This window comes from Alkalihalophilus pseudofirmus (genome assembly GCF_029094545.1).
Classification (GTDB): Bacteria; Bacillota; Bacilli; order Bacillales; family Bacillaceae_D; genus Alkalihalophilus; species Alkalihalophilus pseudofirmus.
Window position 1 is genome coordinate 1,977,011 of the sequence record NZ_CP117835.1, and the last position, 26,333, is coordinate 2,003,343.

Sequence of the window (26,333 nt, forward strand, 5' to 3'; positions counted from 1 at the left end):
AGTACTTGCCTATAATTAGTACGAATATGGTCCTGCCTCTAAGCTATGTAAAACGAGCAGCTATAATGAGATCTGAAGCATCCTTTCAATCTCATCTCGGTTAGTTTCGGCAACCAACATCGTATAATCGTTATATAGAGGCACAATTGTTTCTTTGCTGTTTGCGATCACTTCGCATCCTCTATCATCATAAATATAGTAGATAATATTCTTAGAGATATTTACAAAAAACACATCAGGATCATATGCCCCTTTGCGTTTACCCAGTTTAGGTTTCAAATGAAAGTCCTTATGACAGATTGCTTTGATAAGTAAAGGGTAATTCAAGTCTCCTTTTTTGCACTTTAGGTGAAACTGGGAAATATAGTACTCACTAGTATCTCCTTCGTCATCAATCATAACTGGCAAAGTCTTCTGCCTTATCTTATGTTTTAATTCCTTATTCTTGAGATATCGTTTATAAACGTTAGGAGCCTTAACAGATTTTTTATTCCCACTGTTAAGATAAGCATTGGTCACCAACATCATTTCATCCTTCTCGGAGAAGAGATCATTAAAAATAGACGTAGCCTGCATGTACACAAATTCAAATAAATCAAGATTAAGCTTATTTCCAACTAATTGATACATATTTTTACCTAATTCAAAGTGAATGCCGATATGCCATTGGTTATAGATGCTCGGCTTCAAGTGTAATCCAGGGAAAGAATAAGCTAGGTATTCATTTAATTCCATAATGTAATCTCCCATAATTCGCGGTCCTCTAAAACCAAGTCATAAGGTTTCTTTAAGTCCATCCAACTAATGGTTCTCTTTTTTGAAAGGGGCAATTCTTCTCCCCCGTTTAAAGACGTGAAATACTCTACTACTCCACTTTGTTGAACCGCTGCTTCGAGGTAGGAATAGAGGATCTTCAAACATTTATCTTGCTCAGCTGTTCCCTTTATTTGATAGGGTAATGGGATATGGTTAGAAAATGCGGTCACTTGATGTTTGAATGAAAAATGCGTACTATATGAAAATCTTTGTTTTGAACGGCTGTCATAATTATTCTCGAAATAGATATGAGTGAAATCCAATTCATTTCTATACACATTCGGCTGCTCTAATGATACCGGATTTGTACCATATGAACCGCTTGGAAGTCTCATGGGTGAAGCAATATAAATATACTGAGTCATGTCTTGTTCCCTTTCATATATCTTTGGTTTAAATAAATAGAAGTCGTTAATGACTCCCATTGTTAAGTACATCATTCCCTTTAACATTTCAACTTAAGGATTGGACAGCACCTTCCAATCAGGGTCTTTGACATCATTTATACTTGGTTTTCTAACAAATTCGATACAACCTTTCTCACAGGCCCCAAATGAGAGATAGTTTATCTGCGCTTGTCTTAAAGAGGGCGTATTTGCACCACCCTCATAATCAGGATCGTCAAATTGGACTCCATCATCTTCCCAAAAGCAGATACTGCAAATCTCATAACTTCCAGGAGGCTCTTCATCTAATACTTTATAGCCGCAACAAGGACAAGTGTATTTCATTGACTGTTCACTCCTGATCAAAAAATAACGATTGCTAGTTGTTGTGAAATCAGAGTCGAATCATTACCGCCTCTGTAATTAACAACTGCTGATGCGTTTATAATTAATTAAAAATAAAATGACTACACCAACTATAAGTGCTGTTAAACCAATAATGAAAAAGGTATCAATATACTTAGTTACAGCAAGCTCATAAATAGAAGTATCTATCGGACTATAGGGATTTAACACGACAAGATCCGCTAATCTTATTCCGTAATACACGCTTGATATCATAAGGATTACGCCTATAATGGACGAAAATAGGCCAATGAAAGTAAAGAATGTATAATCATTTTTGAACATAGCTGTCTCCTCTTTTTTGTATGTATTTATTTTGGAGTTAAATTAATTCTTCATAACAGCTCCTAGTTATCTACTATATTTTAACACTTATTGTCAATAAATGTCCTTTATATCAGTTAAGATGGTTTTGCTATGATATAATTTGTAAAAAGATTCTGAAGGTGGGAACATCAGGTGTCTCTTATAAAAGTTGAAGGGATTCGTTATATTTTATTTTGTATAGGCTTAATGCTTCTTATCTATCTTGAATGGCTGACTCCTTCGATCTTTTTTATTGGGTCTGCTTTATTTGTATTTCTAAATTACTTGCTCAGTAAAAGGGACTATAATATATCAGTAAAAAATGTATACTTTAATCTCGTTTTTATTGGCGTTGTTCTATTTACCGTTATATTGGCTAACGTATACTTTCTTTCTTAAACACATTATCAGCTTGTCGTGATTATTAAGTGAGGTAAGGTCCTTTCTTCTAATAGAAAGGACCATTTATTGTTTACCTTAAATGAATAAATTGATAATAACCCCTTCCACCGCTACACTGAATGACAAATCACCTCTTCCTCCTCCCCGCCATCACTCCTAAAGTAAATCTCACTCTTCCGTTTCATAACCGTACGTAAAGTAACGATACCTAGTATGAAAAATCCCAAGGACGCAATCAACCCTACAGGTCGTATGGAGGTAAACTCTGCCGCAATCCCAATCGTAAGAGTCAAGATAACAATAAAAACAGCTTCTATGATCCCTAGAATACTACCGAACCTCCCCATCACTTCTACTGGAACATGGTTTTGATAAAAGGTTAAAAAGCCGGTATTAGAAAACGTAATTGCAGCCCCTATTAAAAAGCAGCCAGCTGCAGCATGGTAAAAATGAGTTGAACTATATAAAGCGAAGTAGCCAATAGCTGCAGCGGGAGTACCGAAACCAATTAAAAACTTCACACGTAACTGTTTCGCAAAAACTGAATTAATGATGGAGCCTACAATGATTCCTGCGCCAAACACAGCTAAGAAAAATCCATACGCTGCATCCGTCATCAGCAAGACCCCTTTTGCAAAAGCCGCTTCTAATGAGTCGATCGCTGTCATAAAAATCGTCACCCCGCAACCCAACAAATAGATTTTAGCTACATAGGAAGATGATCTACAGAAGGTAACGACTGTTTTCATATCATTTTTAATCATTGACCATGTGACCTTTGGTGAACTGCCTTGACCTAACAAAGGATCAACATTTGGTAACAAACGAATGATAAAGGCAGATCCAACTAATGCAGCTGCATTGACATAGATTGCCGTATAAGGTGTACCGGCTATAAATAGAACGCCTGCCACAGATGGGCCGATGATTGTTCCGCTTGATTGAATAAAGCTTCGCAGTGCATTAAAACGCTGACGGTCTTCTTTTGGAATCAGCTTTGTCATGTAAACCATGGATGCAGGCTCAAAAATCGCGCTGGCCATATGGATAATAAAAGCCAGAACGTACACATAGAGTAAGGAGGGTAAAAATGGAATGAGGAAAATTCCAATCGCTCTAAATACATCGAGATAGATCATTAACGTGCGAGTATTCATCCGGTCAATATAGCTTCCTGCCCACGCATTCGAGCAAACAGCTGCGATTGGGCCAAGAATATAGAGGAGCGCCATCGCAAGGGGCGACCCTGTTTCATGTAATACAATGAGGTTGATCGCAATGAGATACACCCAGCCTCCAATGGTTGAAATACCTATACCGCCTAATAGTAATAGTGGATCTTTCCATTTCAGCACCGACACCATTCCCTTCAATAAATGTTGAAAAAGAACAAAAAAATCCCACCCCCAAAACCTAATCGTTTTGGGGGCGAGATTATGTCGCGGTGCCACCCCATTCACTTCTTCATCACTAAAGAAGCCTTATCAAGTACGGCTTGGCTAGATTTCGCCTGCGATACCCTATCTCTGTAACGGGAGAACCCGATGCCGCATCATTATGGGTTACATAAATCCGAAGCACAGCTCAAAGCCTTGGTTCAACTCACACTCTTATCCCTCATTCTCAGCTACAGAGGTCTCTGTTGATAATGTAATGAGCCTACTCTTCTTTTCATCGCTTTTGATATGGAATTAGATCTTATCATATGGGATTATCTTACTTTTGTAAATGCTTTATTTTTACTTTAGTTATACAACATACTTATATAGAAAGTTACTGAAATGATATTGTGTTTAAAGAATATTCAGTATACACTTTTGATAGGCCCTCTAATTAAGTTCACTCCTTGAAATTTCTCACTCTATCTATCGATTACATAACTAAAAGAATTTTAGGAGAGGATCCACTATGGAAATATCTAGCATGGGTAAGGAAGCAAATATTTATATTCAAGAGAACGTTGAAGAATTTAAAGAAATGCTGCTCTCAGAAGCGGTGAATGTATCAAGTAAGATCAGTGATATTTTAAAGACAGGCAACATTGATTTATTAAAAAATGCTCAACGACTAACTCGTTATGTCTTAGAGCAAGAAGATGATGAATTAATTTCTTTTGCTAATCAAGAAGGAGAAGCATGGGCCTCGCACTCTTTAACATTGTCATTAAAATTAGAATGGGTACAGGCTATTAGAAGAACGATCTGGAAGTTTGTTAATGATTTGGATTCGACGAAAAGATTTACAGACTCGCGTAATGATTTCTTTGAATTAGAGAAGATGATCAATGACCGGATAGATCAGTTTCTTAACAACTTTTTCATCCGATATTCATGTTATAAAGATGAGATGCTGAATAAACAAAGGCAAATAGTAGAGCATTTGTCGGTACCGATTATTCCTGTGCAAGAACATGTATCCGTCTTACCTCTTATAGGAAGCGTCGATTCATATCGAATTCAAATCATTGAGGAAAAAGTGTTACACGAAATCGCTGAAGCGCGGATTCAAACACTTATTCTAGACCTTTCCGGAATAGCAGTAATGGAGAAAAATGTGATCGATCAATTAGATCAGATTTTAGCAGGTGCTTCTATGATGGGATGTAAGGCCGTTCTTACAGGATTACGACCAGACCTTGTAAAGAATATGGTGAAAGCAGGAATTCGTTTTGAAAATGATACAGACATTAGAGGAACGCTGCAAGAAACGTTAAAAGAATATCTATGAAATCAGCATGAACATAATAAATTCGCTCTGCTCCTAAATAACGCTGAGTAAATGAAAACACCGGACCATTGAGATGTGGATTCGGTGTTTTTTTATGGTGCTTGTGTCCATTATGCAAGGAAAGTACCTTAAACATGGGGTATAGCAGACTCGCCGCTGCTGAACTATGCTTCGCTTTCCGTGTGGAGCTGGTGAGCTTCCTCGGGCTTGGGCCCTGTGAGATCTCACCCCTGCTCTAGTCCACACGTGAGTCTAAGCATATTTCATCCGCTAAGTTATTTGATTCGTTAAGATCACTGAACTGCATCTTATAATGCGGGAGCACTTTACAACATCTTCGCTACGTTGATTGGAGCGGAAGGTACGAGACTCCAGCGGGATTAGCGTTGACCATGGGAGACCCCACAGGAGCTAAAGCGACGAGGAGGCTCCCGGTCAGCCCGCGGAAAGCGAGTACCTGCAGCACAAATCAACAACTAAAGTTAGGAGACTCATACCCCGCCCTTTTTAATCTTTTAGAGAATCTGCATCAACCGCGCAATATTTTCTCCATCGCCTTCCCTCTTGCTAATTCATCAATCAGTTTATCCATATAACGGATCTCCTGCATCGTTGGCTCTTCAATGTTTTCTACTCGAATGCCGCAGACTACTCCTTTGATCAGTTTCCGAGATGGGTTCATCTCAGGGGCTTCTGCTAAGAATGTTTCAAAGTCGGTCTCTTTCTCGATATGGGCATCTAACTCTTCTTGGCCGTACCCTGTTAACCAGCGGATGATTTCATCGACTTCTTCTTTTGTGCGTCCTTTTTTCTCGGCTTTTGCCACATAGCACGGGTAAACTTTTGCGAAGCTCATCGTATAGATCTTATGTTTAGTCGTCATAGAACTCTCCCTTACTCTTTTCTTTATTATAAATTGGATGGCAGGATGGTTCAATTAAAGATCTCCTATGGTGGAAAGAGATATTTCCTTTAATCTATTCCTTCATTTTCCTATAGATGTTATTATTTGTAAGTGAATAGTGTAATATTTATCAAGGAGGAAATGTTGTGAAATCTCGGCATGATCGAATACTGCTTTATATTGTATGTCTCCTTTTCCCTTTTATCGGATTGCTTTTAGCTCTCATTTGGCTAGGAGAGAAGGACTCAGAGAAGAAAAAGATGGGGAAAATTTGCTTGCTTATGGCGGTTGCATCCTTCCCTTTTTATATCGTATTTACCACTATCATAAGCATTTCTACATAAGCACGACTTTTATTTGTATTGCATGAATGTTCTTCTTTTTCTTTGCAGATTTAATATATTAGCTAAATTGCAATAACTTGCTATTTTTTCCGTTTCCTGATATGATAAAGAAGAATTATTTTTGTTCGGTGTAAAAGATAGTGTGAATATCATCTTTTCATCTTGATGATACTTTGAGCAAGGATAGTAATACAATGTGTGGTAACGCACTAGGAGGCAACAAAAATGGAACAAGGTACAGTTAAATGGTTTAATGCAGAAAAAGGTTTTGGCTTTATCGAACGTGAAAGTGGAGACGATGTATTCGTACACTTCTCTGCAATCCAAAGTGAAGGCTTCAAATCTTTAGACGAAGGCCAAAAAGTAACGTTTGACGTTGAGCAAGGTGCTCGTGGAGCTCAAGCCGCTAACGTTCAAAAAGCTGCTTAATCTTAAATCGTATATATAAACAGGCTCTTTATATAGGGCCTGTTTTTTTATGTTCTCTGTATAATACTCAATAAAAATGGTTTCCTGATTTGGAAGCCATTTTTATAGGTGACCATATACTGTTACCAATTCGTTTTTCTCTTTTACGTAAAGAAGATAAACAATTTCTATTCACTGTCTCAGTAGATGTAAATATCTCTTAAAGGTAGATGTGAGAATGATTGTTTTTCTTCTAGAAATAATGACTTAAATAATAAATTGTATACCTAAAACAATGAAAGCCCTACCTCTCTTTCATCCTTACGGCTCCTTGTCCGTGCCAGTGTGAATCAGGATTGCAAAAATCAAGTGACTATTTTATCGAGTTATTTGATGAAGCTTCAAACGATCGTTAGAGAAATTTAAATATTAAAAATGGATTAGATTGTAGAAACAACAAAAGAGGTTAATGCTCTAAAGGTGAGTTGGAGAAGTTGAAGGTCTTTGAAAAGATATACTTCTAATAATAAACATATTCCCCCGAAAAATTAGGATGTTTTCGGGTGATGTAATACGTTATTTTAAATTAACCTTAACAGAAAGTTTTTATTTGATTTTCAGTAATCCCTTTAATGAATCCCAGTTCACTAATCAAAAATTCATGTGCGTTATCTAACATTTTTTTTTCGCTTGTATTAAGTGCTTTTTCTTTCTTCATTTGCCTTAAATCACGAACAACTTCAGCACATTCTTGTAATTTACCTGTTTTTATTTTGTCCGTGTTCACTTTATACCTTTGTTTCCACGACAGTAAGCTATCTGATTCTCCATGTTGAAAAATGTGGATGATGTTTTTTATTGCAATTATGTCAGTAACAGGGCGTATATTTGAACTTAATATTTTTCCCGTAGGAATCATAACTTGCATATTACCGATTAACATTTTTATAACATAATACTGTTGCTTTTCCCCTGAGATTTCCTTTTCTTCTATGGCTTTAATTATACCTGCTCCGTGCATTGGATAAACTATATTGTCGCCAATTTGAAACAAATAATCCACCTCCATATATGGTAACCTTCTTAACCTTATCATATATGTTGTTTTTTATCAAATTTTTAATAATATCATAAATTCACTTTCAACGTCAACTACTTTTTCTTTGGAAAATAGAAAAAGAAAAAACAATAGAATCTTGTCGGATTACCACTAAAGGAAAGGTTAATTTTCCGGAGTATAAGAATGAAGGAATTGTTGCGCAGTATTTAGTTTACTATGTAATAAAAGAGTTAATGGCACCCTATAATTAGTAGGTGTGCAGCGGTAAACAACCTGCCATTCTTTGGTACACCTCTTTGGATTTAAGGAGTTGATCCAAGGCTAGAATACTAGCCGGAATACATACAATGACCAACAAGCTTAGATCCTCTCTGTCCGTAATTTTAATCACTCACAAGTTCAACGGAAATCGTATGAACTTGCAAAGGGTAAGATTCCAACACAGCACCGTCATACTCAACAACCACCCGGTCACCAACCTGAAACGTTACAGCCAAGTTCACGTCCACCATATCACCATAACATAAGATCCCTTCTCCTCAATCGCAATAATCGCATTGTCATTATGGATGCTTTCGATCGTCCCTTTAAAAGCAGCATTTTGCATCTGACCCTCATTACTGCACGCTGCGAGCAGACAGCTGGTGAGCACAATGAATACCTATCATTAAATGTTTATACATAAAGCCACCCCTTCCCTTTTTATATTTTATTTTCGAGTATTATAAGCATTTCTACATTATTGTAACGGTATATTCAACTTGAAAAAGCGGTGGTCTCTTAAAGACCACCGCTCAATCTTTATTCTGATAAAGACTTAATACATTCCTCAGATTCATTTCTCGGATTATTTACAAACGTTGAAACCTCGTGAGCATTCATATATTGAGTTGGATATGATTTAATAAGATCTTTTACTATTTCTTTATCTTCTATGGAAGGATCTAACCACACTTTTCTATCCTCATCCCCTAGAATGACTGGCATTCTATCATGTATATCTTTCATAAATTCATTCGGTGCAGTTGTTAAAATTGTGCAGGAAACGATCTCCTCATCCCCTGAATTCCATCGATCCCATAGACCGGCAAAGGTGAAGATACTGTCGTTTACAGTGATGCGATAGGGCTGCTTCGTTTCTTCTGTTCTCTTCCATTCATAAAAGCCATCTGCCACAATTAAACAACGCCTACTTTTCAGCAAACGTTTAAAAGCAGGCTTCTCATCCACCGTTTCACCGCGAGCATTAATCATTTTATACCCTATCTTAGGATCTTTCGCCCACGCGGGAACAAGGCCCCACCTCAAGTATCCAGCCTTCCTCTTCTCTCCATCTGAAATCACGCTTAAGACAGGCTGGCTTGGAGCGATATTGAACCTTGGCTCGTAGTCATCTAATTGAACATCAAGCTGCTCTTCAATTTGTTCTTTCGTTGCGGTTAACGTAAACCTGCCACACATGAAATCACCTCTTTGGACTATTATACCTGGGGTTCTATTTAGTGAATTCAGTAAGCATTTCGTTTATCCCTGTTCCTTTCAATCAAATGCTGCACACCATATAAGAGATAGGCTTTGTAATGAATATAGAAAAAGAATTGCACATAGTTTAGTCTTTTTAACTTGATGATTTTAATTTTCTTTAAAAAAGGCATGAATAAAAAGCTGAAAGCGGTGTTAGCCAGAGCATTAAGTAAAACAAACTTCTTAAAATTCCCGTATGAAAATTTATGGAGCCAGACAGCAATTGGGATATAGGGGCCGATATCAAAGGGGAGTTCGTCTTTTATAAATGATCTCGGTTTATCATAAAACTCCCACCATCCTCGCATGTGTCCATAGATATGGCTGATCGTTTCTAAAGTGGCTATGATAAAGCTGGAAGCAAAAAACCTTTTGAAATGCCGTTTGCCAATAAACAGTAATGAAACCCATGGAACTAAGATGATGATTAGATTAAAAATCATATGTCGTCTTGAAGTCTTCATATATGGATACACCTCGCTTAAAAACAGTTGTCTTAGAGTACCCAAATGCGACATATATAATCCTATTCATAAACAATATAGAAGTTCTAATTCTTCTGTGAATGTTATGAATGCTTGGTATTTAATTTTAATTAATCAATTTGATTGAAATCGTGTGCACTTGCAGCGGGTAAGATTCCATCACAGCCCCGTCATACTCAACAACCACCTGGTCACCAACCTGAAACGTCTCTTCTTCATTTACAGCCAAGTTCACGCTCACCTTATCACCAGAGCTTAAGATCTCTCCTTTTTCAATCGCAATAATCGCGCTGTCATTATGGATGCTTTCAATCGTGCCTGTAAAAGCAGCATTTTGCATTTGATCTCCATTACTGCACGCTGCGAGCAGACAAACTGTGAGCAGCATGAATACTCTCATTAAGTGTCTATACATAAAGCCACCCCTTAATTCTTTACTATATAACGTATTACGGCGGATAGATGTTTCAATTAGCATCAAAAAAAGCTCATGACTAGATGAGCTTTTTCCTCAATCCTCTTATTTTTCTTTAAAAGCCAGGCCCTCTTCTTCAAGTGAAGCTCTCATCGTTGGCAGGGATGCTGGGCCAACGCCGTGGAGTTTTAGGATTTCTTTTTCTATGTAGGTTGAAAGCTTCTCCAATGTATCAATTCCTTCGTGAACTAAGGCGCTTCTTGCTGGTGAACTTAGCTTCGTTAGGAAGACGTTGTCTGATGCCACTATAGATCCCCCCTCGTCTACTATTTGTTCTTCAATTCTCTGGGATGTATGTACGTTGCTCCCTCATTATACAAAGAAACATGAACATACTCTACTTATCTTTTTACTGCGCGCTCAGGGTTTGCAGGACCTTCATGTTCAAGTGCATCAAAAACAAAAGAAAACGATAATCGATCGTACACAATTCCTTGATGGCCAATTAAATTGAATCGGTAATAGTCTTGGATGGTGATATTTGATACCTGTTTTTCAGGACCATCTAGGAATGCAGATGTATAAGGAATCACAACTTGATCTGTTTTTGTAGAGATGACAGTATATGAGACATTTCCAGGTGTCTCGTTCCCTTTATTCAATTCCTCTAAGAACTCAGATCCAACGAGCTGCTGCTGGCAAGCTTTACACGAGGTAAGATCTGCTGCTCCTGAATTAATCTGTTCTAATCCAAAAAATCCCGTTGTTCCATGGTTAGAAGGGACAAAAGCAATCAGATTCTCCACAAATTTATCTCCGCCCAAAAACTTTAAATAGTATCTCGGCATCATCCCGCCTTGGCTATGACCTATAATATCGACTTTGTCTGCCCCCGTTAATTGCAAAACATTATCTACAAATTCATTCAACTCTATAGCTGACTCTTTAATATCACCTGTTGATGGTCCAGCGTGAGTTAACCCGTAATTCATTGCATAGACACAGTATCCTTTTTTAGCAAGCTCGGGTGATAGAGTCAGCCAATTTTGAGCACTTCGTTCAAATGTCCCAGGCACCAAAATAACCGGGTTAGGCTTGTCTTCTGTCGGTTTGCACGAGGCAAGGTTTGCTCCCGGAGGCGGTGTTCCTTGTTCAAGCAAGAATGCCTCTCCAGCATTAAAATGATCAGGCAGAACAAAAAAGAAAGCGATTGCAATAAAGAGTTGAAACGAATATTTAACCATCTAAAATTCCCCTTTTACATCATTTAAGCTGATCGTTCACACAAAAAAGCTCACAAAAATAACTGCCAGGCAGTATTTCAATGAGCTTCTCAACATCTCCGCGCAAACGATTAACTTACGTTTAAATATACAGAATATTTAGAATGGTGTCAAAGTGATTTATTCCCATGTACTATTTACTAGAAATGTGAGCCGAAATTTAAAACCCTACTTCCCCTTATTCATAAAAAATCCAATTAAAACCGTAATAAACCCAGCAGCAATAAGAAGCTGCACCGCATTCGTCGGACCAGCATCCCAGCTTGAAGTATTCTGGATAAATAAACCTAAAAGCATAATCGAAATCCCTAGCAGCATAATCTTAATTGGGTCTTTCATAAAATAGCCCCCTATTCTCTTTCTACTAGCTCACGAAGCTGCTTCGTTGTATTTGCATTAGTAACGTACGTCTCTTCAAAGTCAGCTAGATAGGAAAACACACTCTCCTCGCCTTCCTCACCAAGCCACACGTGTATTCCATGCAAAGGCCAATGCTCACCGTATGAAACGACGATGTCATAATCAGGAGCTGTTGTGATCTCTACTGGCCGCTTCCTTGCACTTGTAATGATCTGTTGAAAGGACTGAATGGCTGCTTCGTCTGAGTAGGTGTAGAGAATGTCATCATTGATCATTCCACCTCCTCGTGAATAGGAGACATCAACTTGCTCGATGTTCTCGTCAAGCAACACCATCGGGTCACCGCGGTTAAGGCAGCCGGTTAATAGTAGGGCTATTAGTAAAGTGATGATTGCAGCTGATCTTTTCATGTATGGTCCCTCATTTGCTTTGTCTTAACGTTCAATCTTCAACATCAACTAAATAAATCCTCTTCTCAAATCCGCCTCTTTCCTCAAACTTCAGCCTTCTTTGTGCTTCAATTTCTTCTGGACTTAGTTGATAAAGGTCACCTAACGCATGGATGACCTCTACCAGATCGGCTAACTCCCCCAATATCTCCTCACGTGAATTGGCGTTTAAGACTTCATTCATTTCCTCCTTCAACTTCAAGCGAAGTTCTTGCTCAAACCTCTCTGCATCAAGTGTTTCCGTACGATAGTTTTTGCCAGATTTCTCGATGATCTGAGGGATGCGGTCTCTGATGAGTTTGTTGTATGTAGGCATCGGAAGTTCCTCCTTGTTCGGTTAAAATGCGAGTTCACATTGCTAAGGCGTCCAAATTTGGTCAAACCCGTTTTTCATAGAGTACTCATACAGCATTAAAACTTTATTATCATGATAATTCTCCATTAGACGTTTGATGTGTGTATCGTTAGACTGTTGTAAGGTTTCATTTCGTTCCATAATGTCATCAAGAAAACGTCTTACTGGTAACTTATCACTTTTTCTTGTATTACACGTATTGCAAGAAAGCACAAGGTTCCACACCTGGTCTGATTGAACGAAGGACCAAGGAATGAAGTGGTCTACGTGGGTCGTCCTCTTCTGCCCTGAAAGAGGCTTATGACAATAAAAACATTGAGCATTAAAATGCGAGAGTAGTAGTTTTTCGAACGGACGAAGTGATGAACGCTGTGCGATGTATTCAACTTTTTCAAGTAAATAATTAATACTAGGCACTTCATTTAAACTCTCAATCATAGCCGCCATATGATAGTTTGTTAGATGAATAATAAGTCGTTGATACTTCAACATAAACGTATGTACTGTCGGGTGTAGACGTAGTGTTTCAGTCCGGTGGTCAAAAGCATAAAACATGCCTTGTGTGTCTCCATAAAGTGCGCCAAATACGTTCTGTTTCATCGTAGTTTTAATTTTGCCTGTCAGTTTAACTTGAAGTGTATCATCTAATTTGTCGAACACCATCTCTGGAGGGATACTATTTCTTTCTTGTTCTTCTTTAATAATCGAAACAACCTTAGCTGATTTCCCTCGATTTTGATGTAGTAAGTTATGATGTACAATTAGGTTCCAGTACACCTTGGCAAATGTATAAGCAAGTTGGTTATATGATAACTCATAATTTTCGTTTACATTGTAAAGATTTTCTATAATTGCTTTAATTAAGGCGTACTTATATGTAGATGACTTTACAGATTTACTTGATAGAACAATTGTAAAGGTACGCCATATATCCTCATCTGTATGGTAAGTCCCTTTTAACTCACCAACTTTTAGTAAATGACTCATAGTTTATTATCCCTTCTATCTAGAGCCTCTTTTTCATAGAAACTATCTTTTACAATATCTAATATTCTTCATCCATCACCTCATTTGAACATGAACATACAGATTTAAATGCCAAAAAGTATAGTTTCAAATATTGATAAGAAACCATACCTCTTTTCATTTTTATATTAATGGATATAATTTAACTTTGACTAGGGAAAACTTAACTACTTTTCAGTTTGAATTTTAGGGATACAATATTAGTTGTAATTAATTAATTTTAAAATAATTTTATTTAATCGATATATTTTTCTCTTGCGTACTTTATAAATTTACTAACTGTCCAAAGCCGTTCTCTATGAGTTTGAGGATATGCTTTATGGTAAGGTTTAGGCACAACTAAAATTACCTGCTCATCTTGCATTTCTTCTAACTGATTTATAGTAATCCCTTGCTGTAATGTCAATAAATGTTTTATGGGTATTCTATTAGCCTCATTTAGAATTTGTCTCCATCTATCCTTACATGTAGTTTTAGCACCTAGAAAAACAAGTTTGTTAGAATCATATAGTTTATCTGCATACTTACTATTAGAAGGCAGTAAAAAATCCGGTTTCTTTTTGCCTTCTGTTTTACCTGGGTGGCTAAAAGGGATGTTAGTGTTGCTTAATATAAACTCAATATGATGTTCTAATGATCTACCCGCTCTACTCTTTCTCCGGTTTAATGCGCTACTAGCAAACTCTAATAGTGAATCTAACTCATAGAAGGGTTCATTTAAATATGATTTATATATATTTTTTTCTATTGCCCTAAATAAACTGTATTCGGTTTCGATCCATTTTAACAGCATTTTGTCAGGATCATTACCAAGTTGATAACCCTTCCTTTCAAATAAGTCCTTATTTAATTGCCGTGCTAATTCTGCAAGTTCGATTGTTTTGGGGAAGTCTTCAAAAATTGTAGCAGATTTATTTATTCTTAACTCCAATTTTTTTGATAAATCCACATCCAACTTTTCGCCAGTGAAGTATACAGCATTATTATTTAAGAGTGAAAGAGAAAACGTCTCTTTAAAGTTCTCTATTTCTACTTCAGTATCAAATATGTAAACTTTGATATTCTCCATATCTACAGGGATAAAAATAATTAAGTTTCCAACTTGATTTTCTTTTTCGTATGGTGAATTTGACCAAAACCTTGTAATGCGATATTCATTTCTTGTCCCTTTTCCATAATATATTACTCTGCTTTCAAAGGGATAAAATCCTTCAATGTGAATTTTAATATGTTTGTCTTTATTCTCCCCTCTCACACCTTCTTCTTCAAAGAATATTTTCCATGCTCCCTTTGCAATATGTAACCCTTCTTGATGGGCATTAGTAAGTCCAACATCATTTGCGGTTATGAACTTACAATAAAAGCGACCATATTGCTTGGCCGCTTGAATCGCTTTTGTTAATAGTTCAGAACTATGTGGTTGCATACTCTAATCTACCCTCTTCCACAGTGTCTTCAATTATTTTATTACGTTCTATGGCTTGTATCATTTTTTCTGCCATTAATTGCACTACAGGAACAGCAACACTATTTCCAAATTGTTTATAAGCAGAAGTATTACTTACTACAATTTTAAACGTTTCTGGAAAACCCTGCAAGCGGGCGCATTCACGAGGAGTTAGCCTTCTTGGATTCTCCCCTTCACCTTGTGGAATAAGGATTTCACTTCCATCTTTATAATATCTTGCGCTTAATGTTCTACTATAAGAGTCTAAATCTGCAAGGCCATAACCGAAACCATTACCCTTCTTACTGTGTTTTTCTTTGTAAGCCTGTAAGTAATCCCACAGCTTATTTGATAAAGTGTATTTATCTTCTACCTCTTTTTCTAAAATTGATTTTAGAGCGGGACCTTTATTCGGCAGTTGTGGAAATTCAAATTTAAGAGGCTTTTTAAAGCCTACTATATAAATTCTTTCCCGATTCTGTGGCACAAGTCCTTTAGCATTTAAAACATCAGCATATACAGTATATCCTAGTTCTTCTTCCAGAACTTTCTTAATGATTTTGAAAGTCTTCCCTTTATCATGGCTTCTTAAATTTTTAACATTTTCAAGAAGAAATGCCTTTGGTTGCTTTTCTTTAATAATACGAGCTATATCGAAAAATAAAGTTCCTTGTGTCTCATCAAGGAATCCGTGTTCTTGACCTAAAGACTTCTTTTTACTTACACCTGCAATTGAAAAGGGCTGACAAGGAAAACCAGCCAACAAAATATCATGGTCTGGAATTTCTTTTTCATTTAAACTTCTTATATCCCCAACAGGTTTCTCACCGAAATTAGCCTCATAAGTTTCTTGAGCTTTTAAATCCCATTCGCAAGAGAATACACATTCACCATAAGGTTCAAAAGCGAGACGAATTCCACCGATTCCTGCGAACAAGTCAATGAATTTATATAACATACTTTTAATCTCCCTTCAACTTGTTCTAGTAAGCCTATTATAACAAATTTAAAATTCTTTTAGGCCTATATAACATAAAATAGTAGAGTCGTTTACTAACAATACCTTAGGCGACCGGGATAAACAAGGGGAATTTATAGCAATTTTGTGATTAAATATTCCTTTTTTATTATGTTTAGAAAGAAACTTTCTATTAAATTTGCTAATTACCACCAAACGTATAATCTGGATTTTTCCTTTAAATTTATTGTGGACCTCCTTCTGCAATATCCGAAGCAGAAAAATACCTACATCCATAGAAAAAATTTGGAATGTAGGTAAGAATTATTTATAATTTATCTTCCTCTATAAATAGCCTAATAATTATTTACTAAAATAGTCCTCGAAAAAACCAATACCTTCTGTATCAGGTAAACCTACAATTAATGATCTATCTAAGAATCTATTAAATTCTTCACATGATGTTTCTGGAAGATAAGTACAGTTATGACAAGCGGCTATATTTAATGAATGGATTCCTTGACCCGATGTTACTCCAATTTCAGTGCAGACTGGGTCTGATGAACACCATTTAGCTTTATCAATAGATCTTTCTAGTATCTGTAGTAATGTATCCTTTTCTCCTAACCTAACTAGACCACCCATTGTCCCTTCAGAGTCACCAGAAGCAGTATATATCAGAAAGCCGTTCATCTCTTTTCCATGTTCTTTTGATATAAATAAACGTTCCCGTAAAGCTGAAGTACTATATCCACATTCAAAGATCATCTCAGAAATTAACAAATGAGCTAACGTGTGCAACATGACATACCTAGGATTCAGCTCTTTATCCATGACTATACCCGCTGCTTCTATCTCTTTATACCTAGACTGTAGTAAATTAAAATGTTCTTTTACCAGTCTACTATTTTCCCAATTAGTTAAAACTTCATCATTGAATTCAATAAATATACCTTCCCCGTAAACTGTATAACCCGGCAACCAATTATTTTCTGGAATACTAGGATTCCTAAAAAGTAATTCTCTTCCTTTATTTATTTTATCCCTATTTATAGATTGGTCACTATTAAGCCTTTCAAAACCAAACAATATCCTAGTATCACGTAATTTAGGTACCAGATGAATTTTAGATATCCCTAATTTTTTAAACTCCACTAGTGAATTAGATTTTTCATTAAACTCTGAAACAACTTTTAGATGATTATTATCCATTGGTTCATTTAGAGAACAGAATTCCTGATACCTAAGTTTCTTTTCAATATCTTCTAATTCATTATCTTCTACTACCAGACTCTCCCCTTCAATTATAGTAAGTGCTTTAATAATAGTTTGATTGTTTGCTGTTTGGAGATCGACACTAAACTTATTTAATAGATAAGTTGCAATCTTTTCTTTTTCATCAATAACAATTTTTAATGTCTCAATTTCATGAGCAATTGGTTCCTGCTTTAGAAATTCAATTACTTCTTTGAGTTCACTTGAGTAATCTCCTGGTAAATAAAGAGCGCTAATAACGTCAGGATAATAAACGTTATTCGAGTTTCTTAACAACACAAAAGGTTGTTCAAGACATTCTTCATGTGCAGTTTCATTAGTACCAAACCAATGTTTTCTACCGGTACATAGAAAAGTTTTTCCTTCTTGTACTTGTGTTACAAGAGGTGAAATATTTCCATTGTTTAATTTAGAGGTAATCCCTTTTAATGACCTTTTATAGTCCTCTCCACAAACAGTACATTCAACACGCATACTTGTAAGTGTTGCTCCTCCTGTTGAGACAAGTTTTAAAGGTCCTTTACATTTATTAGATATATCTCTATGAACCCACTCGTTCCAAGGAAAGTCATCAATATGCCCATGCTTACAAACTGTAACAAACGGTACTTGAACTAAGTAACCATTATTACAATGTTTGCACTTTTTCTTACTAATATCAGCGAGATGTAGCTTCTCCATTTTCCTACAACGGTTACAATAAAACCATGTAGGAAATAGTATCATAGGAATTTTAAGATCTACATTTTTAAGGCTGCCTCCACTTTTGCCAAATATTGATCTATAATCGGGAGGAAGACGAAACTCCTTAACTCCTAAGATATTCTCAAGTCTCGACTCATTAAACCTATAATCAGCTAAATCAACATTGTTTCCTTTAAACCACTGATCAAGTACACCTGTCATCATATTAATACCTTCATTGTTTGTTGATATTGCACCTACACCAAAAGGTGATATCAACTCAGCCCTTCTTAAAGGGATTCTGGTTTCATTTTTATTTTTCATACAAGCATTTCCTCCAACTCTTTCACAAGATAAGAGTTTGTGACTTCACCTTGACATGAAGCATCTACATTTCTCATTGACATAGGAACAGGTAGTGCGGTACTTTTGTATCTTTCTTGGACATAACTTCCTGACTGATACATTAGAAAATATCCTCCATCACTTTTCTCTTCCCAACTTGTTGCACCTAAATTCAGAATATGGTTTACGTATAAATCAAAGTTTTTCTCTACCACTGGGGTTTGCTTAGGATCAATCAACTTTACACGGTTTAATAGTAAAGCTTTAAAATTATTTAATGAGTTTATATGCTCCCGTACATACTCAGGTGAATCTGCTACTTTTTCATCATGTAACTGTCTCAGATATCCAATAATTAACCCATATAAAGATCTATTAATACATGGATCTGAATAAGGAGTTACACTTGTTGGCTCAACTTTTGAATACAGTCGTTCATGATACTCTCTAAAATGTTCATAGTGGGATTTATCTCTAGAGATTCCCGTTTTATATAAAGTAACTACAAGACCTGGACGCTCTTTCCAATTTCGGCCAACCCTACCTGTAACTTGAATATACTGCGCTGTATTCTTTGGTTGACCCACTACAGTCATCAATGAAAGCCGATCAATATCTACCCCTACCTCTATTATGTTAGAAGCTAGACATACATCAATAGAATTCTTGTTATCTTTTAATTTATGAATTACATCTGAAACTTCTCCACTATCTAATCGTGAAGTAAGTTCAAGAAAATTATTAAGCCATCGTGTCTGGTTTCTATCTGTTATATTGTGTTTTTTACGTACCTGGTTAAGATAACTAGGTATATCTGTTTGTAATAATGTGAGCGCGCCACCTAATTCTCTTAAACTATTAAAGAAACTTAATAACGTCCAAAAAGGGTCTCTATTGTCTTCTTGGAAATTCATTACAGATTGCAATAATATAGAATATATTTTCACCTGTAACATCTGCATACCTATTACTGGAGAATAAACCCCCACATACTTTCTTCCTTTAGCTGGAAGGTTATTTTCCTCAACAGCTACTTTCGCAAAAAAGGAATCATCATGGGAAAGCCCAGGACTTGGGAAAAGTTTAGCTTTATTTTTATCTCTTCCATATAGAGCCATTATCTGTTCTTCATAACGACGTATTGTTGCGGTTGAACATATTATTTTTGGTTTAATTGGATTTTCAGTTCTTCGATCCGTTGATAATTCTTCTATTAATATTTCATACATACCCGTCATTGACCCTAACGGACCTGATATAAGATGAAGTTCATCCTGAATGATCAAATTTGGAGGTGAGTAATGCCTTTTCCCATTCCTATCAATCCCAAATAATGCGCGTGCTTCTGGTTTCCACGATAACATAGCAAATTTATCTATTGTCCCAATAATAAACGTAGGCTGATGTTCATAAATAGATTCGTCTACAATATATACATCTATTTTGTTATGAAATGGGCATTTCTTATCTGGGCAATTAATTATTAATTCTTTATTTTTCCGGCTATAGTCATAGCCAAGAACTCGTTCTTCCTTTTTCATTGTTTTTTTACGTCTAGAAGCTAATCCTGTTGACACATTCTCATCTTCAACTGTATATTTCCCCAATTTTGCCCCGCACCACGGACAAGACTTTACTATAAAAGACTTACGGTCATTTCCTTCTTTCCACTGCTTTAGTTGCTCTTTAGCACCATAAGAACCTTCATTTTGATTTGGTGTTACTTTCGAACCTAACCAGATTCCTATTGAGAAAGGAGTTCCCCCAAGGTCCTCAGAGAATTTTTTGCGCAACATTTCCATTGCACAAATTAATCTAGAAGAACGTTGAAATTGGTCAGTTGTTAACAAGCGAAGAGTGTATCTCATGATTATATCTGTGCCAGTGTCATTGTTATCTTTAAGTCTTTTTAAGAACATTGAGAAAGCTGCTACACCTAAATAAGCCTCCGTTTTCCCACCACCTGTAGGAAACCAAATTAAGTCAACAACCTCTCTATCAATCGAGTTTCCTTCAGCAACCGAAGGAATAGACATTAGGAAGAAAGCAATCTGAAAAGCTCTCCAGTTCCCCCTGTTTCTCTCCAAAATATCATTATATTTAGGTATTTCCCTGAATTCTATGTCTTGCTCAAAAAAGATGTTATTATCCTTCACTTCACCATCTCTAATATTGGTTCCGACCACTTGTTGTATCGCCATTGCATAGTTGGCTAATTTAAAGGCCTTCCTTACATTCTCGTCCTTTTTTAGAAGTTCAATTCCACTTTTCATTCTTTGCGCAGATTCCCTACACTTGTCTAAATGATTTTTTGGAGTATTACCATATTCAGCTTGTAAAGATGCTACTTCTTTTTCTTTTATATCAATCCATTTTTCATATGTTTCTACAAGATTACTTAATATTTCTTCAATCGCATCAGAGTTTGGAACTAGTTCAGCTAACTCTAACATTGAGATCGAATAAGTATTCCCATTTTGATCAGTAATATCAGGAGTCATACTTATAGCTTCATATTCCGGTAAAAATGTAGATGAAATCCTTTCAATGTATCTACGATCCTTATCTTTAAACCAATTTGCCGAACAACCATGTCCTAACGCAAAAGTTTGTGCTTCTCGATATAGTAACCTATTAGAATTTTCTTCTTCATCCAATTGTGTACTAGCTTTTGTTGATGGGTAAGGACAAAACTGATTCTGAATATAATCAGATAAGGTTAATGATATTTCACTCTGAAATAAACAACATTCTTCTAGAGTAGTGTCAGATGTGACAGGAGTTCGGTTAGTTAGACTAATAGTTATTAAAAACTTATTATCCCCATAGTTTCGTGAAAAAAGCAATAATTGTAAAGTTAATCCATTCACACTAATGTTTTTAGTATGAGTAGATTTCTCTATTAAATCTTTTTTAGAAAATTGGATTAGATCTAAATTAACTGTTTCACGAGTCCACCATTTATTTAACTTCTTCTCATCTGCTAAACTTATAGAAAAGTTCTTATAACTTCCTCCATTTATCTCAATATTCATTTTAGAGTTTTCATTTTCAAGTCGCACATAATAACTCAGGGCTAAACTAGCGGGTGAAAAGTCATTTTTTTGTGGCATTAAGTCGACATTTTCTACTTCATCTACCTCTTTGTTATTAAAATTAAGTGAACTACTTCTTTCTATTAGTGTTTCAATATTTTTTATGCCATCTTTCGTAATAAATTTTTCTTCACCTTCATCATTACTTTCTGTTAGATCTTTCTCTTGAGTTAATACTTCATCACTTTCAGTCTCAAATGGGAATAAAACCCCAGCTGAATATTGTAACAAAGGAGGGTTCACCTGAAGAATCTCTTCTAATGTCTGAGAATTGTAATATTTTCTATAAGTCTCTTCCCTGTTTTGAAACACGACATTTTGGGTTACTTTTAATGGGAACATTTTGTCCTTATCCACTTTAACTGGGCCAATCAATTCTTGTTTTATTTTATCAATAAGTTCATCTCTATTCTCAATATTAATTTCAAGTCCCATATAGTCATCCCTTTTCATAAAAAATTTATAACTTTCTTCTCTTGACTTAAAGGAACAGAGAAAATCTCACTCTTAAAATCAAGTATCCTTTCAATAGTAAAAGAAGCCCCTTTATACTCTGGTAATTCAACAATTTGAGAACCTGTTTCATAAAGTTGTGATAAATCTAATTCTTTTATTTTTCTTCTTAATTCATTACTAATCATTCTTCCAGCTTGAATATGGAATGCTGAAAGCTTTCGTGAAGCCTCATAATACTTAGTGGCAGTTTCTTCATTTTCCTTTGCAAGGATTAATAAAAACTTCGCATACTCTTTATTATTCTTTAGTTTAAATGACTCATCTTTTAATAAATGATTAATTTTCAATTCGTTGATGGATTCTAATCCCTTTTTATTTAATATACGGCATAGTTTTTCAGTTCCGTGCTTTTCATCTAGTTTTTTTAAATACTTCTTCAACTTTTTCTGTAAGTGTCGATATTCAGAAATGTTTTCATCAGCAAAAAGTTCATCTGCTACTGTTTTAATTAAAGTGGTTTCACTTTGATTTCGAATCAATAAGTAATCTTCTGTTGTTATAGAGTCTAGTTTTCTCTTTTCAATTCTTCTGGCTTTAGTAAGTATTTCATATTTCCTTTCGTTGTTTGCTAAGAGAATAATACGCCCCTCTGTTAATTCTACTGGTACAATTTCAATAAGCACTGTTTGTTCTTGCGTGTCTATTTCTGAGATTATATCTTGTAAAAACCATGAACTTACTTTTGGTTCTTCTATATTAGGGGAAGGAATTGTATCATTTGGTTCTTCAGAATTCCCCTTGAAATCTAAATCCTCTTCGCCATTAATATTTTTTATTTCGTTATTAGTAATTGTTAACCCTTTATACATGGTAGAATAATAACTTGCTTGATGTAGGTGTGAAAACATACTATTATTTTCAAATTTATTATCGTAAATACTATATGACAAATAGTAACTCACCTTAGCTCGTGGAACACTGTTAAATGAGTAATCAAAATATTTTTCATTCCCAATAAAAATAACAAAATCAAAGAATTTGTTTGTTCCTTTAAAAGTTTTCTCTGAATAAAACTCAATAGTCTGAACACCAATTTGTCTCTTAAAAAAACTTTTTTTACTTTCTTCTATTTCTCGTTTTGTTACTACTGCATGTGTTTGTGAACTATGGTTAATTACATTTGTTTTCAGATAATCCAATATAGGATTATTGTTACTAGAAACAATCTTCAAAAGCAAATCAAATAATAGGCTATATTCTTTGCGATCTTTATATATTACATTAATTAATTCTACAACATTTTTTAATTCTCTTAACTTGTCTTCTTCTATTATTTCACAGTAAGGTTTTAATGATGTAGACATTTCATATAAAGCAAATCGCAGTGGCATTAAGAATCTACCAAACAATTCATTGTCATATTCCTCACCAGAAAATTTCGGCCTAGATATTTTATAGATTTTATTTAATAAAGGATTGTCTATTCTTATATAATTTATTCTATAAGAGTTTGATAGTTGATAATATCTATTTGGACCTCTATCATTACTCATTTTTTTCCCTCCAACACAGAATTTCTATATTTGAAGGTACATTTATTAAACTTACTTTTTGTAGAAATTCTTCATCATTATTTATTTCACCGGTTAAAAGTGAATGTTCTATTTTTTCTAGAGCATCTAAAGTTGTATCTAACGGTGAACTTCTTGTTAAAACAATAACTTTAGGATTTTCTTTAATATCTTGGTAATACCTTAAAAAAGAATTAGTCCCATCAACTACAACTGGAATTCCGTTCCTTAGAGTATGTGTGTTTTTTTCATCATCGTTACTAGAGTAACATTCAGAAATAAAAGAGTACTGTCTGCCACCAAATTTCTTGATTCTCAGAAAATCTTGAATTGTAAAATCGTCTTCTATTATTTTTTGGGTATCTTTACGAATGTTATGTTCATTTCCAATTAATAAGAAGTAAGGGCTCCCAAGATTAAATAACTGCTTAACTGAATCTGCATCATATTTCTCAACAATCTTATTTATTCCACTATCACTAGTAAGAGTTCTCTGACGTTTATATTTATTTTGTTCTGGAGCAATTCGAATATTTTTCCAAGTTTCTTTTTTAGATAATGTAGTTATCATATCTTTATTAATACCCAGCCCTTTTAAAGTTGGGTAACCTAACTCAGATAGTCCATCAAATATATAACTTCTCTCTGGAGTAGTCTCGCTAGGTGAGTAAAAGACTAAAGTTCCAGGTTTAATATTACTAATCCAATTAGAGATATCGGCCTTATTTATTGCTTTAGTTGAATAGATTGCATGTGCTATTCCCATTGATAATGCTATTGTTATATTGGTATTAGAGGGGACGTTTAGCACTAGATTTAGCTTACCTTCCTCACTTGAATAACTATGATAAAAAAGAAAACCAAGTTCACAGAAGAACTCAAACCAATCTTCTTTTATAACCTTTAAAAAATCAGGTATATTTTTATTCATATTAAACCAATCCTTTAAATCTTCTAATTAATAAATAAAATATAAAATAATACTAGTGATAATTTGGTACATACTTACTATTTTACACTATTAAAACTACAAAACAATTAATTTTCATGGTTATTAAGTTACTTTATTTTAGTTGTGAAGTCCCGCAAAATATAATAGAAATAACTAAATCCTCATAATTGAATACCGCCTTTTTTAAAAAGCTTTCTTAATCCAACTTCACATCTACCTCTAATTTTCAATAAACTCAGAATTTATATTAAACACTGATTTTCTAGGAAGCCTCGATATTTTTTATAAAATGTTTCTAGTTTTCTGGAGTGTTTAGAGGGTCTCGACATTATGCCTTATCCAGTTACTCAATTCATATTTTTGATAAGGTACTCTAGAATAGCTATGCGCTTAGTGGTATTGATATATTTCTTCCCTTTAATATTATTCATGTTGATTTGGTTAGATATAAACAATGGTTGGTAATTGGCTTTGTCCATTGATAAAAGTATAGGAAGCCAAGTTTGTAATGAGCACGTGCATTATTTATTTTCTGATAATAGGCCCATGGAATTTTTATACAATACACAAGAAAATATTAGCAAGTATCTAAAGCTTTATCAGTGTCGTCAGACGCTCAAAAAAGTGAACAATTCTTGATATATCCACTTTTTGGAAATTGATAAACCACGTGCGGTTCACTAGGTTATGTAGTTATTTAGTTCGATCTATTGGAGGTATCTGCTGGCCTTTAAAATGATTATTAGGTTTGTATAGATTGTTTCTATGCCATATCATGTAATCTAGCTGACTCTTATTTATTCTAATTTTCATGTTCTCATTTATATTAAGAAATATCCTTGTTGAATCATCCAAACTATCTGAGATTAAAATATCTCCAGTTTGATCAAAACTTATATCTCCTCTATCAAACAACGCATCATGATTTGGGCATAGTAGCAACCCATTATTGACATCTAACCTCTCTTGATGACTTGAATGCCTCCAGGGTTTAATATGGCTAGCTATTAGAAAACGCTCATCTGACATCCCACATAGCTTGCATTTTTTTTCGGTTAATAAAAGAGCTTTTTTAAATGTTGATTGACCGATTCTCGACTTAATAAGCTGTTCTTTTTCTGTAACTTCAATTTGTAATTGTTCATCTAAGACAATTGATTCTAATTTTAAAAGCTCATCTGTTACTTCTCTAACGATTGTATTTAAGTAACCGTTATCTTGTTGGTGGTATCTTTGAAGAGAATGAATAAGTAAAGTAAAATCTGAATCTTGCTGTTCTAGTAGTTTAATTGCATCATCTATATCGAAGTTCTCAAAAATCCCTTTATGTTTATCTCTTAGTCCAATATAGTGTAGTATTCCCATCGCTTGGTAACCACGACTTTCTTCAGGGTTCAAGCCTATAGCATGTTCATCAAGCCAGCGGTGGGTTCTTGAGTGAAAAAGGTATTCATAAACTACTCTGTCCCTAGTGGGAAATTCATATAAGTTATACTCCCTTATACGTTTTACAGGTTGAAGAATAGGGAGCTGAAATGAATGGGTGTCAGTTGAATTGTCAGGTATATTTTCAGAAGTGCTAACTATTAAAAAACCTATCTTTTCAAGGAAGACATTAGTCTCATTACCACCATTAAAGTCGTAAGATGAATATTCCTCACCATTTGCAAAAAAATTAGCAATTGATAATACATATTTAGGTGGATATAAATTGTTTTCATAAAGAAGGTTGTATTTTGTTGATTGTCTTCGCCATGGTATTCCTTCTCTTTTGATTCTTTTAATAGCCTTTAGAATATGTTCTCTATTAATGTTTTTTGGAATTGTCATTTTTCCTACACCTCTTACTTAAAATATATATATTAAATAGAATTTATTGTTAGGGAGGCACATCA

The 26,333-nt window shown here is 35.0% G+C and carries 28 protein-coding genes and 1 other annotated feature; of the genes, 4 read left to right on the forward strand and 24 right to left on the reverse strand.

The window, feature by feature from the left end; translation table 11 throughout:
* Positions 1-60: 60 nt before the first annotated feature.
* From PQ478_RS10620 to PQ478_RS10635, 4 genes are all read right to left on the reverse strand, one after another.
* The gene (locus PQ478_RS10620) at positions 61-735 is read right to left on the reverse strand and encodes a DUF3885 domain-containing protein (protein ID WP_289236854.1); all 675 of its coding nucleotides are present in this window, start codon (positions 733-735) and stop codon (positions 61-63) included.
* Positions 726-1,181 carry a hypothetical protein gene (locus PQ478_RS10625; protein ID WP_289236855.1) on the reverse strand — a complete coding sequence of 152 codons (456 nt, stop codon included), beginning with the start codon at positions 1,179-1,181 and terminating at the stop codon, positions 726-728. The genes PQ478_RS10620 and PQ478_RS10625 overlap by 10 nt, the downstream gene beginning before the upstream one ends.
* Before the next feature lie 93 nt (positions 1,182-1,274).
* Complete coding sequence (locus PQ478_RS10630) at positions 1,275-1,547, reverse strand: CPCC family cysteine-rich protein (RefSeq protein ID WP_289236856.1); 273 nt, start codon at positions 1,545-1,547, stop codon at positions 1,275-1,277.
* Positions 1,548-1,625: 78 nt separating this feature from the next.
* Positions 1,626-1,823 carry a hypothetical protein gene (locus tag PQ478_RS10635; RefSeq protein ID WP_289236857.1) on the reverse strand — a complete coding sequence of 66 codons (198 nt, stop codon included), beginning with the start codon at positions 1,821-1,823 and terminating at the stop codon, positions 1,626-1,628.
* Positions 1,824-2,066: 243 nt separating this feature from the next.
* On the opposite strand from PQ478_RS10635, the gene PQ478_RS10640 reads away from it, so the two are divergent.
* The gene (locus PQ478_RS10640) at positions 2,067-2,312 is read left to right on the forward strand and encodes a hypothetical protein (RefSeq protein ID WP_289236858.1); all 246 of its coding nucleotides are present in this window, start codon (positions 2,067-2,069) and stop codon (positions 2,310-2,312) included.
* A gap of 113 nt (positions 2,313-2,425) precedes the next feature.
* On the opposite strand, the gene PQ478_RS10645 is transcribed toward PQ478_RS10640, so the two are convergent.
* Positions 2,426-3,679: an MFS transporter gene (locus PQ478_RS10645; protein WP_435521080.1), complete on the reverse strand. Its 1,254-nt coding sequence runs from the start codon at positions 3,677-3,679 to the stop codon at positions 2,426-2,428.
* A 57-nt stretch (positions 3,680-3,736) separates the two neighbouring features.
* Positions 3,737-3,999 (reverse strand) — a binding site (T-box leader).
* A 224-nt stretch (positions 4,000-4,223) separates the two neighbouring features.
* On the opposite strand from PQ478_RS10645, the gene PQ478_RS10650 reads away from it, so the two are divergent.
* Entirely contained in the window at positions 4,224-5,042 is an 819-nt protein-coding gene (locus tag PQ478_RS10650) for an STAS domain-containing protein (protein WP_289236860.1), read from the forward strand.
* 529 nt (positions 5,043-5,571) lie between these two features.
* Here PQ478_RS10650 and PQ478_RS10655 read toward each other — a convergent pair.
* Positions 5,572-5,925, reverse strand: coding sequence for a DUF2200 domain-containing protein (locus PQ478_RS10655; protein ID WP_289236861.1), 354 nt, complete (start codon positions 5,923-5,925; stop codon positions 5,572-5,574).
* Between the two features lie 167 nt (positions 5,926-6,092).
* Between PQ478_RS10655 and PQ478_RS10660 the strand changes: the two genes are divergently transcribed.
* On the forward strand, positions 6,093-6,290 hold the full coding sequence (locus PQ478_RS10660) for a hypothetical protein (protein ID WP_075682459.1): 198 nt from the start codon (positions 6,093-6,095) through the stop codon (positions 6,288-6,290).
* A 225-nt stretch (positions 6,291-6,515) separates the two neighbouring features.
* Positions 6,516-6,719, forward strand: a complete 204-nt coding sequence (gene cspC / locus PQ478_RS10665) for a cold shock protein CspC (protein ID WP_075682460.1) — start codon at positions 6,516-6,518, stop codon at positions 6,717-6,719.
* A gap of 571 nt (positions 6,720-7,290) precedes the next feature.
* On the opposite strand, the gene PQ478_RS10670 is transcribed toward cspC, so the two are convergent.
* From PQ478_RS10670 to PQ478_RS10755, 18 genes are all read right to left on the reverse strand, one after another.
* A complete protein-coding gene (locus PQ478_RS10670; RefSeq protein WP_075682461.1) occupies positions 7,291-7,767 on the reverse strand; it encodes a CarD family transcriptional regulator in 477 nt (158 codons plus the stop codon).
* A 374-nt stretch (positions 7,768-8,141) separates the two neighbouring features.
* On the reverse strand, positions 8,142-8,255 hold the full coding sequence (locus PQ478_RS10675; RefSeq protein WP_289236862.1) for a DUF3221 domain-containing protein: 114 nt from the start codon (positions 8,253-8,255) through the stop codon (positions 8,142-8,144).
* 304 nt (positions 8,256-8,559) lie between these two features.
* Positions 8,560-9,219 (reverse strand): SOS response-associated peptidase, encoded by a 660-nt coding sequence (locus PQ478_RS10680; RefSeq protein ID WP_289236863.1) that lies wholly within the window; start codon positions 9,217-9,219, stop codon positions 8,560-8,562.
* Positions 9,220-9,266: 47 nt separating this feature from the next.
* The gene (locus PQ478_RS10685; protein ID WP_289236864.1) at positions 9,267-9,746 is read right to left on the reverse strand and encodes a hypothetical protein; all 480 of its coding nucleotides are present in this window, start codon (positions 9,744-9,746) and stop codon (positions 9,267-9,269) included.
* A gap of 127 nt (positions 9,747-9,873) precedes the next feature.
* The gene (locus tag PQ478_RS10690) at positions 9,874-10,245 is read right to left on the reverse strand and encodes a DUF3221 domain-containing protein (RefSeq protein WP_289236865.1); all 372 of its coding nucleotides are present in this window, start codon (positions 10,243-10,245) and stop codon (positions 9,874-9,876) included.
* Between the two features lie 42 nt (positions 10,246-10,287).
* Complete coding sequence (locus tag PQ478_RS10695) at positions 10,288-10,524, reverse strand: helix-hairpin-helix domain-containing protein (protein ID WP_289236969.1); 237 nt, start codon at positions 10,522-10,524, stop codon at positions 10,288-10,290.
* Positions 10,525-10,583: 59 nt separating this feature from the next.
* Entirely contained in the window at positions 10,584-11,426 is an 843-nt protein-coding gene (locus PQ478_RS10700) for an esterase/lipase family protein (protein ID WP_289236866.1), read from the reverse strand.
* 207 nt (positions 11,427-11,633) lie between these two features.
* A complete protein-coding gene (locus PQ478_RS10705; protein ID WP_289236867.1) occupies positions 11,634-11,804 on the reverse strand; it encodes a hypothetical protein in 171 nt (56 codons plus the stop codon).
* Between the two features lie 11 nt (positions 11,805-11,815).
* A complete protein-coding gene (locus PQ478_RS10710) occupies positions 11,816-12,235 on the reverse strand; it encodes a YhfM domain-containing protein (RefSeq protein ID WP_289236868.1) in 420 nt (139 codons plus the stop codon).
* Positions 12,236-12,266: 31 nt separating this feature from the next.
* Complete coding sequence (locus PQ478_RS10715; RefSeq protein ID WP_289236869.1) at positions 12,267-12,590, reverse strand: nucleoside triphosphate pyrophosphohydrolase; 324 nt, start codon at positions 12,588-12,590, stop codon at positions 12,267-12,269.
* Between the two features lie 42 nt (positions 12,591-12,632).
* The gene (locus PQ478_RS10720) at positions 12,633-13,616 is read right to left on the reverse strand and encodes an HNH endonuclease (protein ID WP_289236870.1); all 984 of its coding nucleotides are present in this window, start codon (positions 13,614-13,616) and stop codon (positions 12,633-12,635) included.
* A gap of 274 nt (positions 13,617-13,890) precedes the next feature.
* Complete coding sequence (locus PQ478_RS10725) at positions 13,891-15,081, reverse strand: type II restriction endonuclease (RefSeq protein ID WP_289236871.1); 1,191 nt, start codon at positions 15,079-15,081, stop codon at positions 13,891-13,893.
* Positions 15,068-16,060: a DNA (cytosine-5-)-methyltransferase gene (dcm, locus tag PQ478_RS10730; RefSeq protein ID WP_289236872.1), complete on the reverse strand. Its 993-nt coding sequence runs from the start codon at positions 16,058-16,060 to the stop codon at positions 15,068-15,070. Before dcm ends, PQ478_RS10725 begins: the two co-directional genes overlap by 14 nt.
* Positions 16,061-16,423: 363 nt before the next feature.
* Positions 16,424-18,343: a DUF1998 domain-containing protein gene (drmB, locus tag PQ478_RS10735; RefSeq protein ID WP_289236873.1), complete on the reverse strand. Its 1,920-nt coding sequence runs from the start codon at positions 18,341-18,343 to the stop codon at positions 16,424-16,426.
* Positions 18,340-21,894, reverse strand: a complete 3,555-nt coding sequence (locus PQ478_RS10740) for a helicase-related protein (protein ID WP_289236874.1) — start codon at positions 21,892-21,894, stop codon at positions 18,340-18,342. The genes drmB and PQ478_RS10740 overlap by 4 nt, the downstream gene beginning before the upstream one ends.
* Positions 21,895-21,908: 14 nt before the next feature.
* Positions 21,909-23,468: a DISARM anti-phage system protein DrmE domain-containing protein gene (locus PQ478_RS10745; protein WP_289236875.1), complete on the reverse strand. Its 1,560-nt coding sequence runs from the start codon at positions 23,466-23,468 to the stop codon at positions 21,909-21,911.
* Positions 23,461-24,417, reverse strand: coding sequence for a hypothetical protein (locus PQ478_RS10750; RefSeq protein WP_289236876.1), 957 nt, complete (start codon positions 24,415-24,417; stop codon positions 23,461-23,463). The genes PQ478_RS10745 and PQ478_RS10750 overlap by 8 nt, the downstream gene beginning before the upstream one ends.
* Before the next feature lie 714 nt (positions 24,418-25,131).
* Complete coding sequence (locus PQ478_RS10755) at positions 25,132-26,268, reverse strand: HNH endonuclease (protein WP_289236877.1); 1,137 nt, start codon at positions 26,266-26,268, stop codon at positions 25,132-25,134.
* Between the last annotated feature and the right edge of the window lie 65 nt (positions 26,269-26,333).